Here is a 17,217-nt window from a genome sequence, read left to right as displayed (position 1 = left end):
TTGTTTTGCGTGGTATTTAGAAATCCAGACTCACCCCCACATTGACCCCTTGCTGGGTCAGGTTGTCATCCTTCCTCACGTTATATGCCGCCCGCAACGCCAGCTCCTGAGTCAGTTTGTGGCTGACCCCAAGGCTCAAACGGTCAGAGTTGCTGCGAGGCGTGTAGCCGTCCAGCTTGAAGTCGATCCCCTGAACACTGTTGAGCGAAATGTTCACCTTCTGGGTGTCATTTTCGAACTCATGCTCGTGGGCCACTTCGCCAAATACCTGGGTTTGCGGGGTGATGCGGTAGCTACCTTGCAGGCCGACGCCCAGGCGCCTGGAGTCGCGTTGTTGGTCATCAAAGGTCAGTGCGGTGGAGCGACTGTTTTTCTCCGAGTAGCCATTCACTTCGACGCGTGCGTAATCGGCGCTGACGAAGGGTGACAGGTGCCAATCGCTACCCGGTGCAGCAAGGTCGTAACCCAAGCGAGCGCTCAAGGCCCAGAGCCAACCGTCGGTGTCGCCTTTCTCGGACGCTTCGTTGACGCCCAGGGCGAACTTGCGTTTGAGGCTGTCGAAGTCCAGCTTGCCACCCGTTAACGCGGCGTCGGCCCACCATTGATTGTGCTGATATTGCGCGAATGCCGTGCCCATGTAGCTGTTGAGCTTGTAGTCCGAGTCGCTGGCCCCGGCTTCGAGTGTCTGCCGGTACAGGCCGGCTGCAACGCCCACACGCCAATTGTCATCAAGCCGGTAGCTGCCACCGATATTCAGGTTATAGCCGCTGCCGTCACCACTGGCTGAACTGCTCTGATCATCGAAGTCCAGGCGCTGACCGCCGCCGGCCACGATTGCGCGCCATTGGCCGACGGCTTGCCAGTGGCCGTTGTCTGCTTGCCATTGGTTGCGTAGTTCGTCCTGATGGGCGCGCAACGTGCCTTGGGCCATTTCCGGCAGCAAGGTCAGCTCCCAGGGCGCTGCGAGCAGCGAGTAAGCATAGTCGGCGATCAGCTGTTGCCCGGCTACGGTGGGGTGGACCGAGTCGTTATAGACCAGCTTGGTCGGGTCCGGGTTGGTACCGCCGATGCCATAGACCGGGTTGGCGGTGCAGCTGTTGCCGCTGAAGCAGGTGGCGGTCAGGTTTTGCCCGGTTGCGAGGCCGAAGCGCGCAGGATCGGCGAAGGCTTCGTTCAATAGCAGCGGGATGTTCAGTGGAATAACCTGGGCATCGATTTGCGACAGGCGCTGTACCAGCGATTGGTTGAAAATATTGCTCAGGGCAGAGGTCGCGGCCTGCTGTGGGGTGCCGTTGATGGCGGGCGTCAGCCCCAGGTCGGGCAGCATCCACACCATGATGTAACGCGCACCGGCTTGCTGCAGCACTTGGGCACTGTCGGCCAGTCTCCCGCCTGCGGCGACTGCTTGCGCGGGGCTGAGCACGCGGCCTTGAAGGAAGTCATTGCCACCACCGGAAAGGAAGTAGAGCGCGTTCGGGTCGGCTCGTCCGCCGTTAGCCGGTAGATAGCCCTGGCGACTGCGCAACACTGTGCCACCGCCAGGATTTCCGGGTGGGATCGCGGCGTTGGAGACCGAGGTAATAGAGTCCAGGATGTTATCGGTGCGGTAGCCACCGACCGCCCAGTTGCTTCCATCTGGCAAGCCTTGGGCCGCCCGAACCGGTGAGGTGGAGGCATTCAAGTCGTTGGGGGCCACACCCAGTTTGGTGCCCAACAGGGTTGATGAAACCAGGCCGTACTCACCCTGGAAGTTTGGACCTGTCCGGTTGGTAAAACGTAGTGTCGAGCCATTCGAACCATCGGGGAACTGGCCTGCATCGGCCAGGCTGTCGCCGAAAACCACCATGGCTGAATAAGGTGACGGGGCGGCAAAGGCTTGGGTGCAGGCCAGTGCCAAGAGGCAGCCGGCAAGGGGTGTGAAAAACGCTGGTTTGAGCATGAGAATTCCATTTGGTTGTTTTTATGCAGGAAACGAAACACTAGCAAAACTTCCGGCATTTTCTGTAGGGATATGCGGAATGCGCCTACGCAGGCCCCCGTATTTGCTGCTCCATATTGCACCGCTGGCGAGGCTACGTTACTGTGCCTGAACGTATGAATGAGACCCTCCCCGTGTTGATCATCAGCAAACTCTTGATGCGAGTAGTCAAGGCACACGCCCGTTGGCGTTGGCGCGCCTGACATTTTTCTCTGCCGGCCTGGCCGGACCTGTACCGATCTGCCTTCTTCACCCTGTGTCTGACGCCCCTTGCCGGCCAACCCCGGCAACCGGAACGTGCGTTTGGCAGCGGGTTACCCTTCTGGAAGGCGGTCATTTGAAATCAGTGAATTCAAGAGGTTTGAACCCACATGTTGCTGATGATTGATAACTACGATTCCTTTACCTACAACGTTGTGCAGTACCTGGGCGAGCTGGGCGCGGACGTCAAGGTGGTGCGCAATGATGAACTCACCGTTGCGCAAATCGCCGCCCTGAACCCTGAGCGCATTGTGGTTTCGCCTGGCCCTTGCACGCCGACCGAGGCGGGTATCTCGCTGGAAGCCATCCAGTATTTCGCCGGCAAGCTGCCGATCCTGGGCGTGTGCCTGGGTCACCAGTCCATTGGTCAGGCGTTTGGCGGCGATGTGGTGCGTGCGCGTCAGGTGATGCATGGCAAGACCAGCCCGGTGTTTCATAAGGACCTTGGTGTATTCCAAGGCCTGAACATGCCGGTGACGGTGACCCGTTACCACTCGCTGGTGGTCAAGCGTGACACCTTGCCTGAATGCTTGGAACTGACCGCCTGGACCCAGTTGGAAGACGGTTCGGTCGACGAGATCATGGGCCTGCGTCACAAGACACTGAACATCGAAGGGGTGCAGTTTCACCCTGAATCAATCCTGACCGAGCAGGGCTACGAGCTGTTCGCCAACTTTCTCAAGCAGAGCGGCGGCACGCGCTAAGGACTTTTCATGGATATCAAGACTGCCCTGAGCCGTATCGTCGGCCATCTGGACCTGAGCACCGCTGAAATGAGCGATGTGATGCGCGAAATCATGACCGGTCAATGCACTGACGCGCAGATCGGCGCCTTTATGATGGCAATGCGCATGAAGAGCGAGAGCATCGACGAAATCGTCGGCGCGGTCTCGGTGATGCGCGAGCTGGCGGACAAGGTTGAGCTCAAGACCCTCGACGGCGTCGTCGATGTGGTCGGCACCGGCGGTGACGGTGCGAATATTTTCAACGTATCGACAGCGTCATCCTTCGTGGTGGCCGCCGCTGGTTGCACCGTTGCCAAGCACGGTAACCGCGCGGTGTCCGGCAAGAGCGGCAGTGCCGACTTGCTGGAAGCGGCCGGCATCTATCTGAACCTCACGCCTGTGCAAGTCGCGCGCTGTATCGACAGCGTTGGCATCGGCTTCATGTTTGCCCAATCTCATCACGGCGCCATGAAACACGCGGCCGGCCCGCGCAAGGACCTTGGCCTGCGTACCCTGTTCAACATGCTTGGCCCGCTTACGAATCCGGCCGGTGTGAAGCATCAGGTGGTGGGAGTGTTCAGCCAGGCGTTGTGCCGGCCGCTGGCCGAAGTCTTGCAACGCTTGGGCAGCAAGCATGTGCTGGTAGTGCATTCCAAAGACGGCCTGGACGAGTTCAGCCTGGCGGCGCCGACCTTTGTTGCAGAGCTGAAAAACGACGAGGTCATCGAATACTGGGTCGAGCCTGAAGACTTGGGCATGAAAAGCCAGAGTTTGCACGGTCTGGCAGTGGAGAGCCCGGCAGCTTCGCTGGAACTGATTCGCGATGCCCTGGGGCGTCGCAAAACCGAAAACGGTCAGAAAGCTGCGGAAATGATCGTTCTGAATGCTGGCGCGGCACTTTACGCAGCCGACCATGCCTATAGTCTTAAGGAAGGTGTCGCGTTGGCCCACGATGCGCTGCACACCGGTCTGGCTCGAGAGAAGCTCGAAGAGCTGGGTGCATTCACTGCCGTATTCAAGATGGAGAATGAGGGATGAGTGTGCCAACCGTTCTGGAAAAGATCCTGGCCCGCAAGGCCGAGGAAGTGGCCGAACGCCGCGCCCGTGTGAGCCTGGCTGAGCTTGAGGCGCAGGCTAAAACTGCTGATGCGCCGCGTGGCTTTGCCAATGCTCTGATCGCCCAGGCCAAGCTCAAGCAACCGGCAGTGATCGCCGAGGTCAAGAAAGCCTCGCCGAGCAAAGGCGTGATCCGCGAAAACTTCGTACCAGCTGAAATCGCCGTCAGCTATGAGAAGGGCGGGGCGACTTGTCTGTCTGTGTTGACCGATATCGACTACTTCCAGGGTTGCGACCTATTCCTGCAACAAGCTCGCGCGGCGTGCAAGTTGCCGGTGATCCGCAAGGATTTCATGGTTGACCCGTACCAGATCGTCGAAGCCCGTGCTCTGGGCGCCGACTGCGTATTGCTGATCGTCTCGGCGCTGGATGACGTGAAGATGGCGGAGTTGGCGGCGGTGGCCAAAAGTGTCGGCCTGGATGTGTTGGTTGAGGTGCATGACGGCGATGAGCTGGAGCGCGCATTGAAAACCCTCGACACCCCGCTGGTGGGGGTCAACAACCGTAACCTGCATACCTTTGAAGTCAGCCTGGAAAATACCCTGGATCTGTTGCCGCGTATTCCTCGCGACCGCCTGGTGATTACCGAGAGTGGCATCGTCAACCGTGCCGATGTGGAACTGATGGAAATCAGCGGCGTTTACTCATTCCTGGTGGGCGAGACATTTATGCGCGCCGAGAACCCGGGAGCAGAACTGCAGCGCCTGTTCTTTCCGGAGCGCGGTACGACGATCAGCAGTTCGACATAGGATTGATGTGAAATACGCTCGAAACTGTGGGAGCTGGCTTGCCTGCGATAGCGGCGGGTCAGCCAACCTCTGTGTAGCTGACACACCGCTATCGCAGGCAAGCCAGCTCCCATATTGGGTTTTGTGTTTATTCAGATAGGTAAGTGTTCGATGCTCCAGCCCGTGATCATGACTGTCGAAGCAGGCCTTGCCGCCGAGCAAGCCCTATTGGCAGCCGTTTGCGAGCATGAGCAGGAATTCGGGCTGCTGTTCTGGCAGCCCAGCGACCAAGCGCTGGTCATGCCGCGCCGTTTGAGCCGGCTGCCTGCCTTCGCGGCGGCGAGCCAAGTCTCGGCCGGTGCGGGTTGGCCGGTATTGCTGCGTGAAACCGGCGGTGAGCCTGTGCCGCAGTCCGGCGCCACGGTCAATATCGCCCTGGTCTATGCCCCGCCCCGTAGCGAAGGCGACCAAGGGCGCATCGAGACGGGTTATCAGCGCTTGTGCCAACCGATCTGTGATCTATTGATTGAATTGGGCGGCGATGCATCTGTCGGCGAAATTGACGGTGCCTTTTGCGACGGTCGTTACAACGTCAATCTCAATGGCCGCAAAATGGTGGGCACGGCCCAGCGTTGGCGACAAAGCGGTGGCCGCCCGGTCGGGTTGGTGCATGGGGCGATGTTGCTGGAGAACGATCGTGAGGAGTTGATTGCGGCGGTTAACCGCTTCAATCAAGCCTGTGGCTTGGAGCAGCGGGTTCGCGCCGAGAGCCATATCGCGCTGCACGAAGCCTTTCCCGCACCGGATGCGATCGATCGGCTCGATACCTTGTACCGTCAGATGCTGGCCAGCTTCCTGCCGGTTTAACGGGTGCCGAATACCACCATCGTCTTGCCTTTGACGTGTACCAGGTTGCGCTCTTCCAAGTCCTTGAGCACGCGGCCGACCATCTCCCTCGAACAACCGACAATGCGCCCGATCTCCTGGCGGGTGATCTTGATTTGCATGCCGTCGGGATGGGTCATGGCATCGGGTTGCTTGCACAACTCCAATAGGCAACGCGCCACACGACCGGTCACATCGAAGAACGCCAGGTCGCCGACTTTGCGCGTAGTGTCGCGCAGGCGCTGGGCGATCTGGCCGCTCAGGGCGTACAAGATATCCGGATCTTGCTGGGCCAATTCGCGAAATTTCGCATAGCTGATCTCGGCCACTTCGCACTCGACTTTGGTTCGGACCCAGGCGCTACGCTCCTGTTCTTTGCCTGCTTGTTCAAACAACCCCAGCTCTCCGAAGAAATCGCCGGTGTTGAGGTAGGCAATGATCATTTCGCGACCGTCTTCATCTTCGATCAGGATGGTGACTGAGCCCTTGATAATGAAGAACAGGGTTTCCGAGCGCTCGCCGGCGCAGATGATGTTGTGCTTGGCCGGATGACGCCGACGCTGACAATGCATCAACAGCTTGTCGAGGTTCTTGATCTTGGGTGTGGGAGTAAGAGCAACCATGGTTGTATCCCGAAAAGACTGCACGGTGTAAGTGGCGTTGTTTTTATCCAGCGGCATCGGCATTGATGCCGGCTGTAAGAATCATGGCAATGCGCCATTGATTTGGCGCCAGCTTACCAGACACATTCTGCCTCGATTAGCCAATTTAGCGGCAAACGCAGTCATTTATCGATTTTATCCGGGGCGCTGCTGTTTCAAGGGCCTGTGCTAAGCTGGCGCCCCTTTTTTAGCAGTGGAGTCTGGGCGATGAAGGCACGCATCCAATGGGCGGGCGAAGCCATGTTCCTCGGTGAGTCGGGCAGTGGCCATGTGGTGGTCATGGACGGTCCGCCGGAAGCCGGTGGCCGTAACCTGGGTGTACGCCCGATGGAAATGTTGCTGCTGGGTGTTGGCGGTTGCAGCAATTTTGATGTGGTCAGCATCTTGAAGAAGTCCCGCCAGGCAGTGGAAAGCTGCGAAGCCTTCCTGGAAGCCGAGCGCGCCACTGAAGACCCCAAGGTATTTACCAGGATCCATATGCATTTCGTGGTCAAGGGCCGGGCGTTGAAGGAAGCCCAGGTCAAGCGTGCAATCGAGCTGTCGGCCGAGAAGTATTGCTCGGCGTCGATCATGCTGGGTGCCGCGGGTGTGGCCATCACTCACGATTATGAAATCATCGAGTTGGGCTGATTGCGGTAATTGGCAAAAGAAAGGGCGCTTCGAGCGCCCTTTTTTGGGTTTAGATCCTGTAGGTACTTTTGGTCATGACCTTGGCTAAAACGCTCATGCCGAAGCGCACCGGTGCTGGAAAGCGGAAGCCGCCCGCGTCCAGCGCGCTATCTGCATGGTGTTCTTCATCGATGCGCATCTGCTCAAGGATGGCGCGGGACTTTTCATCTTCGGCCGGCAGTTGCTCAAGATGCTCATCCAGATGCTTGCACACCTGATGTTCTGTCGCGGCGACAAATCCGAGGCTGACTTTGTCGCTGATCAAACCAGCGGCGGCGCCGATACCAAATGACAAACCGTAAAACAGCGGGTTCAGCACGCTGGGGTGGCTGCCCAATTGGCGGATACGTTGTTCGCACCAGGCCAGGTGGTCGATCTCTTCCTCGGCCGCATGCTCCATCGCTGCACGTACCTGCGGCAATTTGGCAGTTAACGCCTGGCCTTGATACAGCGCCTGGGCACACACTTCGCCGGTGTGGTTGATGCGCATCAGGCCGGCGACATGGCGGGTGTCCGTTTCGCTCATCTGGGCATCGGGCTGTACGATGGCCGGTGACGGGCGGTACGGTTGGCCACTGAATGGCAACAGCGTGCGCATGGCCATATCGGCTTGCAGCAGCAGACGGTCAATCGGCGAGTAGTGACGTTGGGTAGTCATGCTGACCTCCGGGAAGAATCTCGGCGGCCAGTTTACCGCAAGAGAGGACGAAGCGTTTGCGCTGAGTCAATTTGACCCTGGGCACTCAACCCGGCGGCCAGTTCATCTGACGTTGACCCAGCACGTGCATATGGATGTGGTAGACAGTCTGCCCACCGTCTTCATTGCAGTTCATCACCACACGAAAGCCTTTTTCGCAGCCCTGTTCCACGGCCAGGCGCTGGGCGGTGAACAAAATATGGCCGGCCAGGGCTTTGTCTTCCTCGGTCAAGTCATTGAGGGTACGAATCGGCTTTTTCGGAATAACCAGAAAATGCACCGGCGCCTGTGGGGCGATATCGTGGAAGGCGAGGACTTGATCATCTTCATAGATAATCTTGGCGGGTATTTCTCGGTTGATGATCTTGGTGAACAGAGTATCCACAGCTGTTTCTCCAGGGTGAAAGTCTAGGTAAGTGTAATCAGGCGGTTAGCGTGGGCAATAGGCTTTATTGATGGCGCCGGCAATCTTGCGGGTCAGCCAGCGTGGACTGAAACGTGGGCTGAATGCCAGCCAGCGGTTGCGGCGCCCGGGAATGATGATGGCTTTGTTCTTTTCCAGCGCGCGTACGGTGTAGAGCGCGACTTCCTCCGGGCTCATTAGCTGCTGGCTGCGGTCGAGTTTTGCGGTGTCCATCTGCGCAGTGCCGAAGAACGCGGTGCGCGTAGGGCCGGGGCACAGCACTGAAACCTTGATGCCGCAGGTCTTCAGTTCTTCGCGCAAGCCCTCAGAGAAGTGCAATACATAAGCTTTGCTGGCGTAGTAGCTGCTCATCCACGGGCCTGGCTGAAAGGCGGCGATCGAAGCGACATTGAGTATCTGCCCGCCGCCTTGCAGCGCCATGGAGTTGCCGAGGGCATGGCACATACGGGTTAGCGCCAGGATGTTGACTTCGATCAGGTCTTGCTCGGTCATCCAGTCTTGGGCCAAAAATGGCCCGCTGGTGCCGATGCCTGCGCAGTTGACCAGCAGGTCGATCTGCCGCTCGCCTTCTTCGAGTTCCAGCAAAAAACCGGACAAACGCAGCGGCTCGCCCAAGTCGCAGGCACGAAACAACACCTCGACACCGAAGCGTTGGGTCAGTTCGATGGCAATGCTTTCCAACTGATCACGTTGACGGGCCACGAGAATCAGGCTGCGGCCGCGTCGAGCCAGCGCTTCGGCCAAAGCCAGGCCGATGCCGCTGGAGGCGCCGGTGATCAGAGCGTAACGGGTCATGCCTTTCTCCATCGCAACGTCGCCTGCCTGTGACAGTGGCGTCACAGGCAGGCGGGCGTTTCTTCACTGTTGCGTAGAGTCTACAGGTTCGGCTGCGTCGTCAGCACTTTGCTCTGCGGCCTCATCAGTGATGACGCTTTGATCGGCGCCTTCATCGGAGGTCATTGAGCTGCTTTCGTAGCTGCTGTCCATGTTGGCTTCAAGTTGATCCAGGTAGCCGTTCATGCCCAGGGTCAGGCCGATGATGAGCATCAATGGAATAAACGCCAGCCACAGCGAGGCCAGGATTTTCACCGCAGTAGAATTCGGTGGTGGCGGTGCGCCGTATTGGTTGGCACCCGCGTTCCCCGGCAATACCAGCAACAGGATAGGGAACACGCTATTGACCACTGGAACCAGGTTCAGCAAGTACAGCCAGCCAGACCAGCCCATATCGTGCAAGCGTTGCACACCGATTTGCACGCTCACGACTACCAGAGCAACAAACAGTGCGAAACCCAGTAGCGAGCCGAGGATGATGGCTATGGTTGGCGAGGCTGTCGCCACTGCGAAGCCGACGGTACTGATGATGCCTGCGGCTACCAGCAACGCGACGGTCAGCGCCAGTGTCCAGGCCAGATAACGCAGGCGCCCGATGCGCCCGTGGATGGTGAAGACCTTGAGTGTGGCGAACTCCGGCAAGTCATCGCCAACCGCTGCGCGTGGCGGGGCATAAGGCGAAGCTTCGGAGCGGGAAAAGTCGGAGCCAGGGGAGCTCGTCTCGTGGGTTTCAGCGAGGCTGAACGCCACGGGCTGTTCGGCTTCGATGCGTGCGTCGACCCCGGCGTTTTTCAATGCCGTCAGGTAGGTTTCGGCATCGGGGCGGGAAAGATCGCGTTTGAGCGCGACCGGGCGGCCGGTAAAGAGTTTTTCGATCGCCTCGACATCGCTCTTGAACAGCTCGGCGAGGTTCAGCTTGGCGGTGGTGCTTTCGACACCCGGAAGCAAGGCTCCGTCAAACACAATCTTGAAACGGTTGTCGCTCATGCGGGCATCCTTGTCACTTAATCAGGGAGGGTGTGCAGGCCCGTCCAATCGGCGGGCCGTGCAGTAGGTCAGCGTGGCCAGCGCAGTTGCGCGGCATGCTCGCGTGCTTTGCGGTATTCGGCATCCAGGCGGGCGACGAGTTCATCGACGCTGGGTAAATCATCGATTTCACCGACGCCCTGGCCCGCTGACCATACAGTTTTCCACGCTTTGGCCTCATCACTCAATGGTTTGAGCTTGGAACCGAAATTGACTTCACCTTTGCCTTGCAGCGCGGCGAGGTCGAAACCGGCATTTTCCAGGCTCTGGCGCATAAAGCTCGCAGGTACGCCGGAGACTGCCGGAGTGTGCACGATGTCGGCGGCGCGCGATGTGAGCAGCATCTCTTTATAGGCATCTGGCGCGTGGCTTTCGGTAGTACCGATAAAGCGCGTGCCGAAATACGCCAAGTCGGCGCCCAGCAACTGGGCGGCGAGAATTTCGTGGCCGTGGTTGAGGCAACCGGCCAGCAGCAGGGTTTTATCAAAGAACTGGCGAATCTCGGCGATCAGAGCGAAGGGGCTCCAGGTGCCAGCGTGGCCACCGGCACCCGCGGCTACGGCAATCAGGCCATCGACGCCCGCCTCAGCGGCTTTCTCGGCATGTCGCCGGGTGGTGACGTCATGAAACACCAGGCCGCCGTAGCTGTGGACGGCATCGACCAGTTCCTTTACCGCGCCGAGGCTGGTGATGACGATGGGTACCTTGTGCTCTACGCAGATTGCCAGGTCTGCTTCCAACCGTGGGTTGCTGTTGTGCACGATCAGGTTCACAGCATAGGGAGCAGGGTTGTCCAACTGGGCCAAGCCCGCTTCGATTTCTTCCAGCCAGGCCCTGAAACCACTGCTTTCACGCTGGTTGAGCGCCGGGAAGCTGCCAACCACGCCATTACGACAGCAGGCCAGGACCAGTTGCGGATTGGAAATCAGAAACATCGGCGCCACCACGACGGGTAGGCGCAGATGTTGTTCCAGTAAAGCGGGCAGCGACATTGGAAGTTCCCCCGAGTAATTGAAACTAGAACGGTTTGACCACGACCAAAATTACGATAGCCAGCAATATCAGAACCGGTACTTCATTGAACCAGCGATAAAAGACATGGCTGCGGGTGTTTTCGCCACGGGCGAAGCGTTTTACCTGCGCTCCACACATATGGTGGTAGCCGATCAGCAGAACGACCAGGGTCAGTTTGGCGTGCATCCACGCGCCTGACTGGAAAATGCCGGGGTTGAGCGTCAGCATCCAGATACCGAAGACCAGTGTGGCAATCATCGCCGGTCCCATGATGCCGCGGTACAGTTTGCGCTCCATAACGCTGAAGCGCTCCTTGCTGACGCTGTCTTCACTTTGGGCGTGGTAGACGAACAGGCGCGGCAGGTAGAACAGCCCGGCAAACCAGCAGACGATGCTGACGATGTGGAAGGCTTTGACCCATAGATAGAGCATTTTGGTTATTCCCAGGTTCACGGTAGCGAAGATAGTAGTGGCTCATGCGCCCGTACGTCACGTTGACGGTTGTCGCAGGACGATACGGCCCCTATTATCGACGGCTTTCCAGTGGGTTCGTTGAGGGCAGGTTTATGGTCAAGGTCGGTATCGTCGGCGGCACGGGTTACACCGGTGTCGAATTGCTGCGTCTGTTGGCTCAGCATCCGCAAGCTGAGGTGGCGGTCATCACTTCCCGATCCGAAGCTGGGCTGGCCGTGGCCGATATGTACCCGAACCTGCGAGGCCACTATGACGGCCTGGCGTTCAGCGTGCCGGACATCAAGACCCTGGGCGCGTGCGACGTGGTGTTCTTCGCCACGCCTCACGGTGTCGCCCATGCACTGGCCGGTGAGTTGCTGGCGGCCGGCACCAAGGTTATCGACTTGTCGGCCGACTTCCGCCTGCAGGACGCCGATGAGTGGGCCAAGTGGTACGGTCAGCCTCATGGAGCGCCGCAGTTGTTGGAGGAGGCGGTGTACGGCTTGCCGGAAGTCAATCGTGAGCAGATCAAGCAAGCACGCCTGATTGCGGTACCAGGTTGCTATCCGACGGCGACACAGTTGGGGTTCCTGCCATTGCTGGAAGCTGGCTTGGCGGATGCGTCGCGCCTGATCGCCGACTGCAAATCGGGCGTCAGCGGCGCTGGTCGTGGTGCGGCGGTGGGGTCTTTGTACTCCGAAACGTCGGAAAGCATGAAAGCCTATGCGGTAAAAGGCCATCGCCACTTGCCTGAAATCCGCCAGGGGTTGCGTCGCGCCGCGGGCAAGGATGTGGGGCTGACCTTTGTGCCGCACCTGACGCCAATGATCCGTGGGATTCACTCCACGCTTTATGCAACCGTCACTGATCGCTCGGTCGACTTGCAGGCGCTGTTTGAAAAGCGTTATGCCAATGAGCCGTTCGTCGACGTGATGCCGGCGGGCAGCCACCCGGAGACTCGTAGTGTGCGTGGTGCCAATGTGTGCCGTATCGCCGTGCATCGTCCGCAGGATGGCGACCTGGTTGTGGTGCTGTCGGTGATCGACAACCTGGTCAAAGGCGCGTCGGGCCAGGCGGTGCAGAACATGAACATCCTGTTCGGTCTGGATGAGAAGTTGGGCCTGGCCCACGCGGGAATGTTGCCTTAACGCAGTCTGGTGGTTACGCAAAAGGCCCGGTGATCGGGCCTTTCGTGTTTTTATGGCGGCTGCACAGATTGATATACCGTAACAATAGTTGACCGCTTTTCTAGGAGAAGCGGATAATGCCGGTCATTACGCATATGGCGGCGCTACGCCGGGAGATTATCAGCATGAGCGTTGAATCCTTCACCCCCACGGCTTTGCAATTCACCCACGGTGCTGCGCACAAGGTGAAGAGCCTGGTCGATGAAGAGGGTAATGATCGCTTGAAGCTGCGCGTATTTGTTACGGGCGGCGGTTGTTCAGGGTTTCAGTACGGTTTTACCTTCGATGAAGATGTGGCCGATGACGACACCATCGTCGAGCGCGAGGGCGTCAGCCTGGTCGTGGATCCGATGAGCTTCCAATACCTGGCTGGTGCCGAGGTGGATTATCAGGAAGGTCTGGAAGGTTCGCGTTTCGTGATCAAGAACCCTAATGCCACCACTACCTGTGGCTGCGGATCTTCGTTCTCGATCTGATCGGTAGCGGATACAGAAACGCCGCTTGGCTTTTATGGGCCAAGCGGCGTTTTGCTGTCTGAAGCTAGTTTAGGCCGGGTAGATGGCGCCGAGCACCCGTAACCCACGGGCGCCGGTTACGCTAGGGCGGTTGGCGGCGATGCCTTCCAGGCAGCAGTGCGCCAGCCAGGCGAAGGCCATGGCTTCGACCCAGTCCGGGTCTACCCCGTAAGTGGCTGTGCTACTGACGTGAGTAGAAGGCAATAGCGCGGTCAGCCGATTCATCAGCATCGTGTTGTGCGCGCCGCCGCCGCAGATGAGCAACGTCTCAGTGCTCGTCTGTGCGCTTTGCAGAGATTCGACGATGGTGAGGGCCGTCAGCTCCAGCAGAGTGGCCTGCACGTCTTCGGGCTCAAAGACGGGCAACGGGCTCAGGTGCTGTTGCAGCCAGGCCAGATTGAACACTTCGCGACCTGTGCTTTTGGGGCCTTTGGTCAAGAAGAACGGGTCGCTGAGCAATGCGTTGAGTAGTTGAGGCTGAACCTTGCCGCTGGCGGCCCATTGCCCGTCGCGGTCGAAGTGTTCACCGCGCTGGTGGTGAATCCACGCATCCAGAAGAACATTCCCGGGACCGCAGTCGAAACCCGCTACAGGCTTGTTCGCCTCGATAAGGCTGAGGTTGCTGAACCCGCCGATATTCAACACTGCGCGATTGCCAGTGTGCTCGCCAAACAGAGCTTCATGAAACGCTGGAACCAGAGGGGCTCCCTGGCCTCCGGCGGCAACATCACGGCTGCGGAAGTCGCTGACTACGCTGATCCCTGTCAGCTCGGTGAGCAGGGCAGGGTTGCCGATCTGCACGGTAAAGCTTCGAGCGGGTTCATGGCGGATCGTTTGCCCATGGCTGCCAATTGCGCGGATGTCCTGAGGCTTGAAGCGGTTTTGCTCCAGCAAGGCCCGGATGCCTTGCGCGGCGAGTGTTACCCACTGTTGCTGGGCGATTGCCGAGCGGGCGATTTCATCCGGGCCGCTGGCGCACAGGCTCAGAAGTTCAGCCCGCAAGGTGTCTGGCATCGGGATGTAGTGCGTGGCGATCAGCTTGATCGCCGCACCTTGCTCGATAAGGGCGATATCCAGTCCATCAAGGCTGGTTCCGGACATCACACCGATATAGAGCGGCATACCTTAACGCTTCGCCGAAGCCAGCAAGGTGGAGCGCTCTTGATCCATCCGTGCCATCAACGGCTGGCTCTGTTGCATGAAGCGTGCGCGTTCGGCCTTGGCGATCGGATCGGCCATTGGCAGTTTTTGACCCAGGGGGTCGACGTGTACGCCGTTGACCTGGAACTCATAATGCAAGTGCGGTCCGGTGGACAGGCCGGTGGTGCCGATGTAGCCGATCACTTGACCTTGCTTCACGTTGCCGCCGGTTTTGACGCCCTTGGCGAACCCTTGCATGTGGCCGTATAGCGTACGGTAAGTGTTGCCGTGCTGGATGATCACCGTATTGCCGTAACCACCCCGGCGCCCCGCCAGCAGTACCTTGCCGTCGCCCGCCGCCTTGATGGGTGTGCCACGCGGAGCGGCATAGTCCACACCCTTGTGTGCGCGAATTTTGTTCAGAATTGGATGCTTGCGGCCCATGGAGAAACGCGAGCTAATACGGGCGAAGTCCACGGGCGTACGGATGAAGGCCTTGCGCATGCTATTGCCGTCGGCCGTGTAATAGCTGCTATTGCCTTGTTTGTTTGTGTAGCGAACGGCTGTGTAGGTTTTGCCGCGGTTGGTGAAGCGCGCAGAAAGAATATTGCCAGTGCCCACCACTTTGCCGTTGGCCACTTTCTGTTCGTAGATCACATCGAATTCGTCGCCCTGGCGGATGTCCTGAGCGAAGTCGATGTCATAGCCAAATACGCTGGCCATGTCCATGGTCATGCTGTGGGACAAGCCGGCTCGGGCAGCCGATTGTGACAAGGAGCTGTTGATCACCCCGTGTACGTAGGCGGAACGCATAACCGGCTTGGTGGTGATGCGGTTGAAGGCGAAGCCTTTGGCACCTTTGCTCAGGCTGATGCTTTCCAGGTCGCTGAGGCTGGTGTGCAGGTTGTTCAACTGGCCGTCTGGCGTCAGTTCAAATTCAAGCTTCTGGCCGCGTTTGAGCTGGGTGAATTGCTTGGCTTGCTTATCGCTGGCCAGCACTTCATTCACAGCGGTGGCAGGCAGCCCAACCTTTTCGAACAGGGTGGATAGCGTGTCGCCTTTGCCCACGATGACTTCGCGATGCTGGGGATTCTTTGCGGCAGCTGCCGCAGGTGCTTCCTGGGCGGCTTGCTGGGTGTCTTCGGGAGCGCTTTCGATCTGTGCGAAAGGTGATTCAGTTGCAGTGTTTGTGGCTTGTTGGGCGTCGGAAGCGTCTTGATCTTGTGTCAGTTGTTCAACTGGGCTTTCCAGATCAAGGCTCAGGGATGTTCGTTTGGCTTCTACGTCACTGGAAGGGAATACCAGCAGTGCCAGGCTGAGAAGGGCGGCGATACCACTTGCGGCGAGCAGGTGGGTCTTCGGGTAAAGCGGCGGCGCTTTAGACGGTTCAGTGGTCATAGGTAATTTGACTTTGAAGATGAAATGGAAAAGATGAATGACATGATGAAGATGAAATAACTGTATAAAATATAACCAAATCATCTGTGGCGCAAGCTCGCGAATGCTGGGCTCGCTGAACGGTGTCCGTGCGCAGGGCAAAACTTGTAATTAGTCCCTGATCTTGTATGGTTGGTTCCCTTTTGAATCTGAGCCTTGCGGGTCTGTTATGAAGTCGGTTGAAGAGCAGCTAGCGCTGATAAAACGTGGTGCGGAAGAACTGTTGGTTGAAGCTGAGCTGATCGAAAAGCTTAAGCGTGGCCAGCCCCTGCGTATCAAGGCTGGCTTTGATCCGACTGCGCCGGATCTGCACCTTGGTCATACCGTGCTTATTAATAAGCTGCGTCAGTTCCAGGAGCTGGGCCATCAAGTCATCTTTCTTATCGGTGACTTCACGGGAATGATCGGTGATCCCAGCGGCAAGAGTGCTACGCGCCCGCCGCTGACTCGTGAGCAGGTTCTCGATAATGCCGAGACCTACAAGACCCAAGTGTTCAAGATCCTTGATCCGACCAAGACCGAGGTGGCATTCAACTCCACCTGGATGGACAAGATGGGGCCGGCAGACTTTATTCGCCTGACCTCCCAGTACACCGTGGCACGTATGCTCGAGCGCGATGACTTCGACAAGCGCTACTCCACCAATCAGCCGATCGCGATTCATGAGTTCCTCTACCCATTGGTCCAGGGGTATGACTCGGTGGCTCTGCGTGCGGATGTTGAGTTGGGCGGTACCGATCAGAAGTTCAACCTGCTGATGGGGCGTGAGTTGCAGCGCGCATACGGTCAGGAGGCTCAGTGCATTCTGACTATGCCGTTGCTGGAAGGATTGGATGGCGTCAAGAAGATGTCCAAGTCCCTGGGTAACTATGTCGGTATCCAGGAGGCGCCGGGCGTAATGTACGGCAAGCTGGTTTCCATCCCTGATGCGTTGATGTGGCGTTACTTCGAACTGTTGAGTTTCCGCTCGATGGACGAAATCAATGCATTGCGTGCGGACGTAGAGGCAGGCGCCAATCCGCGTGATGTGAAGATCAAGCTGGCTGAGGAGATTGTCGCGCGCTTCCATGGCGAAGAGGCTGCTGCCAGTGCGCATCGTGCAGCTGGTAACCGTATGAAGGATGGTGAGCTGCCGGACGATCTGCCGGAGATTGAACTGACCGCTGCCGAGGCTATGCCGATTGCGGCTGTCCTTAATAAGGCGGGCTTGGTGAAGAACTCGGCGGTCGCTCGTGATCTCTTGGGGGCGGGTGGTGTACGTATAGATGGTGAAGTGGTTGATCGCACATTTATGTATGAGCTGGGCGCCACTCACGTTTGTCAGGCGGGTAAGAAGGCGTTTGCGCGAATTACGCTCAAATCCGAATAAGTCTGAAATTAGATGTTGACGGCGAATTATATCTGTCTATAATTTGCCCCACTTCCGGCGCAGTCGAAACGGAAAACTCCTTGGTAAACAATGAGTT

At 58.3% G+C, this 17,217-nt stretch carries 18 protein-coding genes; 8 read left to right on the top strand and 10 right to left on the bottom strand.

Translation table 11 applies throughout. From position 1 onward, the window contains the following. Nucleotides 1-16: 16 nt before the first annotated feature. Nucleotides 17-1,939 (bottom strand): esterase EstP, encoded by a 1,923-nt coding sequence (estP, locus tag E4P00_RS08760; protein WP_032879196.1) that lies wholly within the window; start codon nucleotides 1,937-1,939, stop codon nucleotides 17-19. Nucleotides 1,940-2,349: 410 nt separating this feature from the next. Here estP and E4P00_RS08755 point away from each other — a divergent pair, with 410 nt between their 5' ends. The 4 genes from E4P00_RS08755 to E4P00_RS08740 all read left to right on the top strand — a co-directional run bounded on the left by E4P00_RS08755 (nucleotide 2,350) and on the right by E4P00_RS08740 (nucleotide 5,675). Further along, complete coding sequence (locus E4P00_RS08755; RefSeq protein WP_032879198.1) at nucleotides 2,350-2,943, top strand: aminodeoxychorismate/anthranilate synthase component II; 594 nt, start codon at nucleotides 2,350-2,352, stop codon at nucleotides 2,941-2,943. A gap of 9 nt (nucleotides 2,944-2,952) precedes the next feature. Then, the gene (gene trpD / locus E4P00_RS08750; RefSeq protein WP_032879199.1) at nucleotides 2,953-4,002 is read left to right on the top strand and encodes an anthranilate phosphoribosyltransferase; all 1,050 of its coding nucleotides are present in this window, start codon (nucleotides 2,953-2,955) and stop codon (nucleotides 4,000-4,002) included. Continuing rightward, nucleotides 3,999-4,829: an indole-3-glycerol phosphate synthase TrpC gene (trpC, locus tag E4P00_RS08745; protein WP_248131202.1), complete on the top strand. Its 831-nt coding sequence runs from the start codon at nucleotides 3,999-4,001 to the stop codon at nucleotides 4,827-4,829. Before trpD ends, trpC begins: the two co-directional genes overlap by 4 nt. 150 nt (nucleotides 4,830-4,979) lie before the next feature. Then, the gene (locus E4P00_RS08740) at nucleotides 4,980-5,675 is read left to right on the top strand and encodes a lipoate--protein ligase family protein (RefSeq protein ID WP_248131200.1); all 696 of its coding nucleotides are present in this window, start codon (nucleotides 4,980-4,982) and stop codon (nucleotides 5,673-5,675) included. Here E4P00_RS08740 and crp read toward each other — a convergent pair. Next, nucleotides 5,672-6,316, bottom strand: coding sequence for a cAMP-activated global transcriptional regulator CRP (gene crp / locus E4P00_RS08735; protein ID WP_103735280.1), 645 nt, complete (start codon nucleotides 6,314-6,316; stop codon nucleotides 5,672-5,674). The two genes, E4P00_RS08740 and crp, sit on opposite strands and share 4 nt — an antisense overlap. Nucleotides 6,317-6,562: 246 nt before the next feature. Between crp and E4P00_RS08730 the strand changes: the two genes are divergently transcribed. Beyond that, nucleotides 6,563-6,985, top strand: a complete 423-nt coding sequence (locus E4P00_RS08730) for an OsmC family protein (RefSeq protein WP_003210947.1) — start codon at nucleotides 6,563-6,565, stop codon at nucleotides 6,983-6,985. Nucleotides 6,986-7,034: 49 nt separating this feature from the next. On the opposite strand, the gene coq7 is transcribed toward E4P00_RS08730, so the two are convergent. The 6 genes from coq7 to hemJ form a co-directional block, all read right to left on the bottom strand. Then, on the bottom strand, nucleotides 7,035-7,682 hold the full coding sequence (gene coq7, locus E4P00_RS08725; RefSeq protein ID WP_005792017.1) for a 2-polyprenyl-3-methyl-6-methoxy-1,4-benzoquinone monooxygenase: 648 nt from the start codon (nucleotides 7,680-7,682) through the stop codon (nucleotides 7,035-7,037). Nucleotides 7,683-7,767: 85 nt separating this feature from the next. Further along, nucleotides 7,768-8,106: a histidine triad nucleotide-binding protein gene (locus E4P00_RS08720; RefSeq protein WP_005792015.1), complete on the bottom strand. Its 339-nt coding sequence runs from the start codon at nucleotides 8,104-8,106 to the stop codon at nucleotides 7,768-7,770. Between the two features lie 45 nt (nucleotides 8,107-8,151). Continuing rightward, nucleotides 8,152-8,940 carry an SDR family oxidoreductase gene (locus E4P00_RS08715; RefSeq protein ID WP_032879204.1) on the bottom strand — a complete coding sequence of 263 codons (789 nt, stop codon included), beginning with the start codon at nucleotides 8,938-8,940 and terminating at the stop codon, nucleotides 8,152-8,154. 63 nt (nucleotides 8,941-9,003) lie between these two features. Continuing rightward, on the bottom strand, nucleotides 9,004-9,966 hold the full coding sequence (locus tag E4P00_RS08710) for a DUF805 domain-containing protein (RefSeq protein ID WP_032879205.1): 963 nt from the start codon (nucleotides 9,964-9,966) through the stop codon (nucleotides 9,004-9,006). A gap of 68 nt (nucleotides 9,967-10,034) precedes the next feature. Next, nucleotides 10,035-10,997, bottom strand: a complete 963-nt coding sequence (locus tag E4P00_RS08705) for a nitronate monooxygenase family protein (protein ID WP_005792009.1) — start codon at nucleotides 10,995-10,997, stop codon at nucleotides 10,035-10,037. Nucleotides 10,998-11,022: 25 nt separating this feature from the next. Further along, on the bottom strand, nucleotides 11,023-11,451 hold the full coding sequence (hemJ, locus tag E4P00_RS08700) for a protoporphyrinogen oxidase HemJ (protein WP_032879206.1): 429 nt from the start codon (nucleotides 11,449-11,451) through the stop codon (nucleotides 11,023-11,025). Nucleotides 11,452-11,585: 134 nt separating this feature from the next. On the opposite strand from hemJ, the gene argC reads away from it, so the two are divergent. Together argC and erpA are read left to right on the top strand one after the other, a co-directional pair. Next, complete coding sequence (gene argC, locus E4P00_RS08695) at nucleotides 11,586-12,620, top strand: N-acetyl-gamma-glutamyl-phosphate reductase (protein WP_103735227.1); 1,035 nt, start codon at nucleotides 11,586-11,588, stop codon at nucleotides 12,618-12,620. Nucleotides 12,621-12,784: 164 nt separating this feature from the next. Beyond that, complete coding sequence (gene erpA / locus E4P00_RS08690) at nucleotides 12,785-13,135, top strand: iron-sulfur cluster insertion protein ErpA (protein WP_003176443.1); 351 nt, start codon at nucleotides 12,785-12,787, stop codon at nucleotides 13,133-13,135. A 69-nt stretch (nucleotides 13,136-13,204) separates the two neighbouring features. Here erpA and E4P00_RS08685 read toward each other — a convergent pair whose 3' ends face one another. Both E4P00_RS08685 and E4P00_RS08680 read right to left on the bottom strand, forming a co-directional pair. Next, a complete protein-coding gene (locus E4P00_RS08685; protein ID WP_032879209.1) occupies nucleotides 13,205-14,296 on the bottom strand; it encodes an anhydro-N-acetylmuramic acid kinase in 1,092 nt (363 codons plus the stop codon). 3 nt (nucleotides 14,297-14,299) lie between these two features. After that, the gene (locus tag E4P00_RS08680) at nucleotides 14,300-15,712 is read right to left on the bottom strand and encodes a peptidoglycan DD-metalloendopeptidase family protein (protein WP_005792000.1); all 1,413 of its coding nucleotides are present in this window, start codon (nucleotides 15,710-15,712) and stop codon (nucleotides 14,300-14,302) included. A 208-nt stretch (nucleotides 15,713-15,920) separates the two neighbouring features. Here E4P00_RS08680 and tyrS point away from each other — a divergent pair, with 208 nt between their 5' ends. Then, complete coding sequence (gene tyrS / locus E4P00_RS08675) at nucleotides 15,921-17,120, top strand: tyrosine--tRNA ligase (RefSeq protein ID WP_248131198.1); 1,200 nt, start codon at nucleotides 15,921-15,923, stop codon at nucleotides 17,118-17,120. The last annotated feature ends 97 nt before the right edge of the window (nucleotides 17,121-17,217 follow it).

Origin of the sequence: Pseudomonas sp. B329 (genome assembly GCF_023127835.1) — a bacterium.
GTDB classification, from domain to species: domain Bacteria; phylum Pseudomonadota; class Gammaproteobacteria; order Pseudomonadales; family Pseudomonadaceae; genus Aquipseudomonas; species Aquipseudomonas synxantha_A.
This window is presented reverse-complemented; position numbering and strand designations above follow the sequence as displayed.

Coding starts and splice junctions, on each gene's coding strand:
- estP (WP_032879196.1), bottom strand. CDS start 1,939: ATGCTCAAACCAGCGTTTTTCACACCCCTTGCCGGCTGCCTCTTGGCA.
- E4P00_RS08755 (WP_032879198.1), top strand. CDS start 2,350: ATGTTGCTGATGATTGATAACTACGATTCCTTTACCTACAACGTTGTG.
- trpD (WP_032879199.1), top strand. CDS start 2,953: ATGGATATCAAGACTGCCCTGAGCCGTATCGTCGGCCATCTGGACCTG.
- trpC (WP_248131202.1), top strand. CDS start 3,999: ATGAGTGTGCCAACCGTTCTGGAAAAGATCCTGGCCCGCAAGGCCGAG.
- E4P00_RS08740 (WP_248131200.1), top strand. CDS start 4,980: ATGCTCCAGCCCGTGATCATGACTGTCGAAGCAGGCCTTGCCGCCGAG.
- crp (WP_103735280.1), bottom strand. CDS start 6,316: ATGGTTGCTCTTACTCCCACACCCAAGATCAAGAACCTCGACAAGCTG.
- E4P00_RS08730 (WP_003210947.1), top strand. CDS start 6,563: ATGAAGGCACGCATCCAATGGGCGGGCGAAGCCATGTTCCTCGGTGAG.
- coq7 (WP_005792017.1), bottom strand. CDS start 7,682: ATGACTACCCAACGTCACTACTCGCCGATTGACCGTCTGCTGCTGCAA.
- E4P00_RS08715 (WP_032879204.1), bottom strand. CDS start 8,940: ATGACCCGTTACGCTCTGATCACCGGCGCCTCCAGCGGCATCGGCCTG.
- E4P00_RS08710 (WP_032879205.1), bottom strand. CDS start 9,966: ATGAGCGACAACCGTTTCAAGATTGTGTTTGACGGAGCCTTGCTTCCG.
- E4P00_RS08705 (WP_005792009.1), bottom strand. CDS start 10,997: ATGTCGCTGCCCGCTTTACTGGAACAACATCTGCGCCTACCCGTCGTG.
- hemJ (WP_032879206.1), bottom strand. CDS start 11,451: ATGCTCTATCTATGGGTCAAAGCCTTCCACATCGTCAGCATCGTCTGC.
- argC (WP_103735227.1), top strand. CDS start 11,586: ATGGTCAAGGTCGGTATCGTCGGCGGCACGGGTTACACCGGTGTCGAA.
- erpA (WP_003176443.1), top strand. CDS start 12,785: ATGAGCGTTGAATCCTTCACCCCCACGGCTTTGCAATTCACCCACGGT.
- E4P00_RS08685 (WP_032879209.1), bottom strand. CDS start 14,296: ATGCCGCTCTATATCGGTGTGATGTCCGGAACCAGCCTTGATGGACTG.
- E4P00_RS08680 (WP_005792000.1), bottom strand. CDS start 15,712: ATGACCACTGAACCGTCTAAAGCGCCGCCGCTTTACCCGAAGACCCAC.
- tyrS (WP_248131198.1), top strand. CDS start 15,921: ATGAAGTCGGTTGAAGAGCAGCTAGCGCTGATAAAACGTGGTGCGGAA.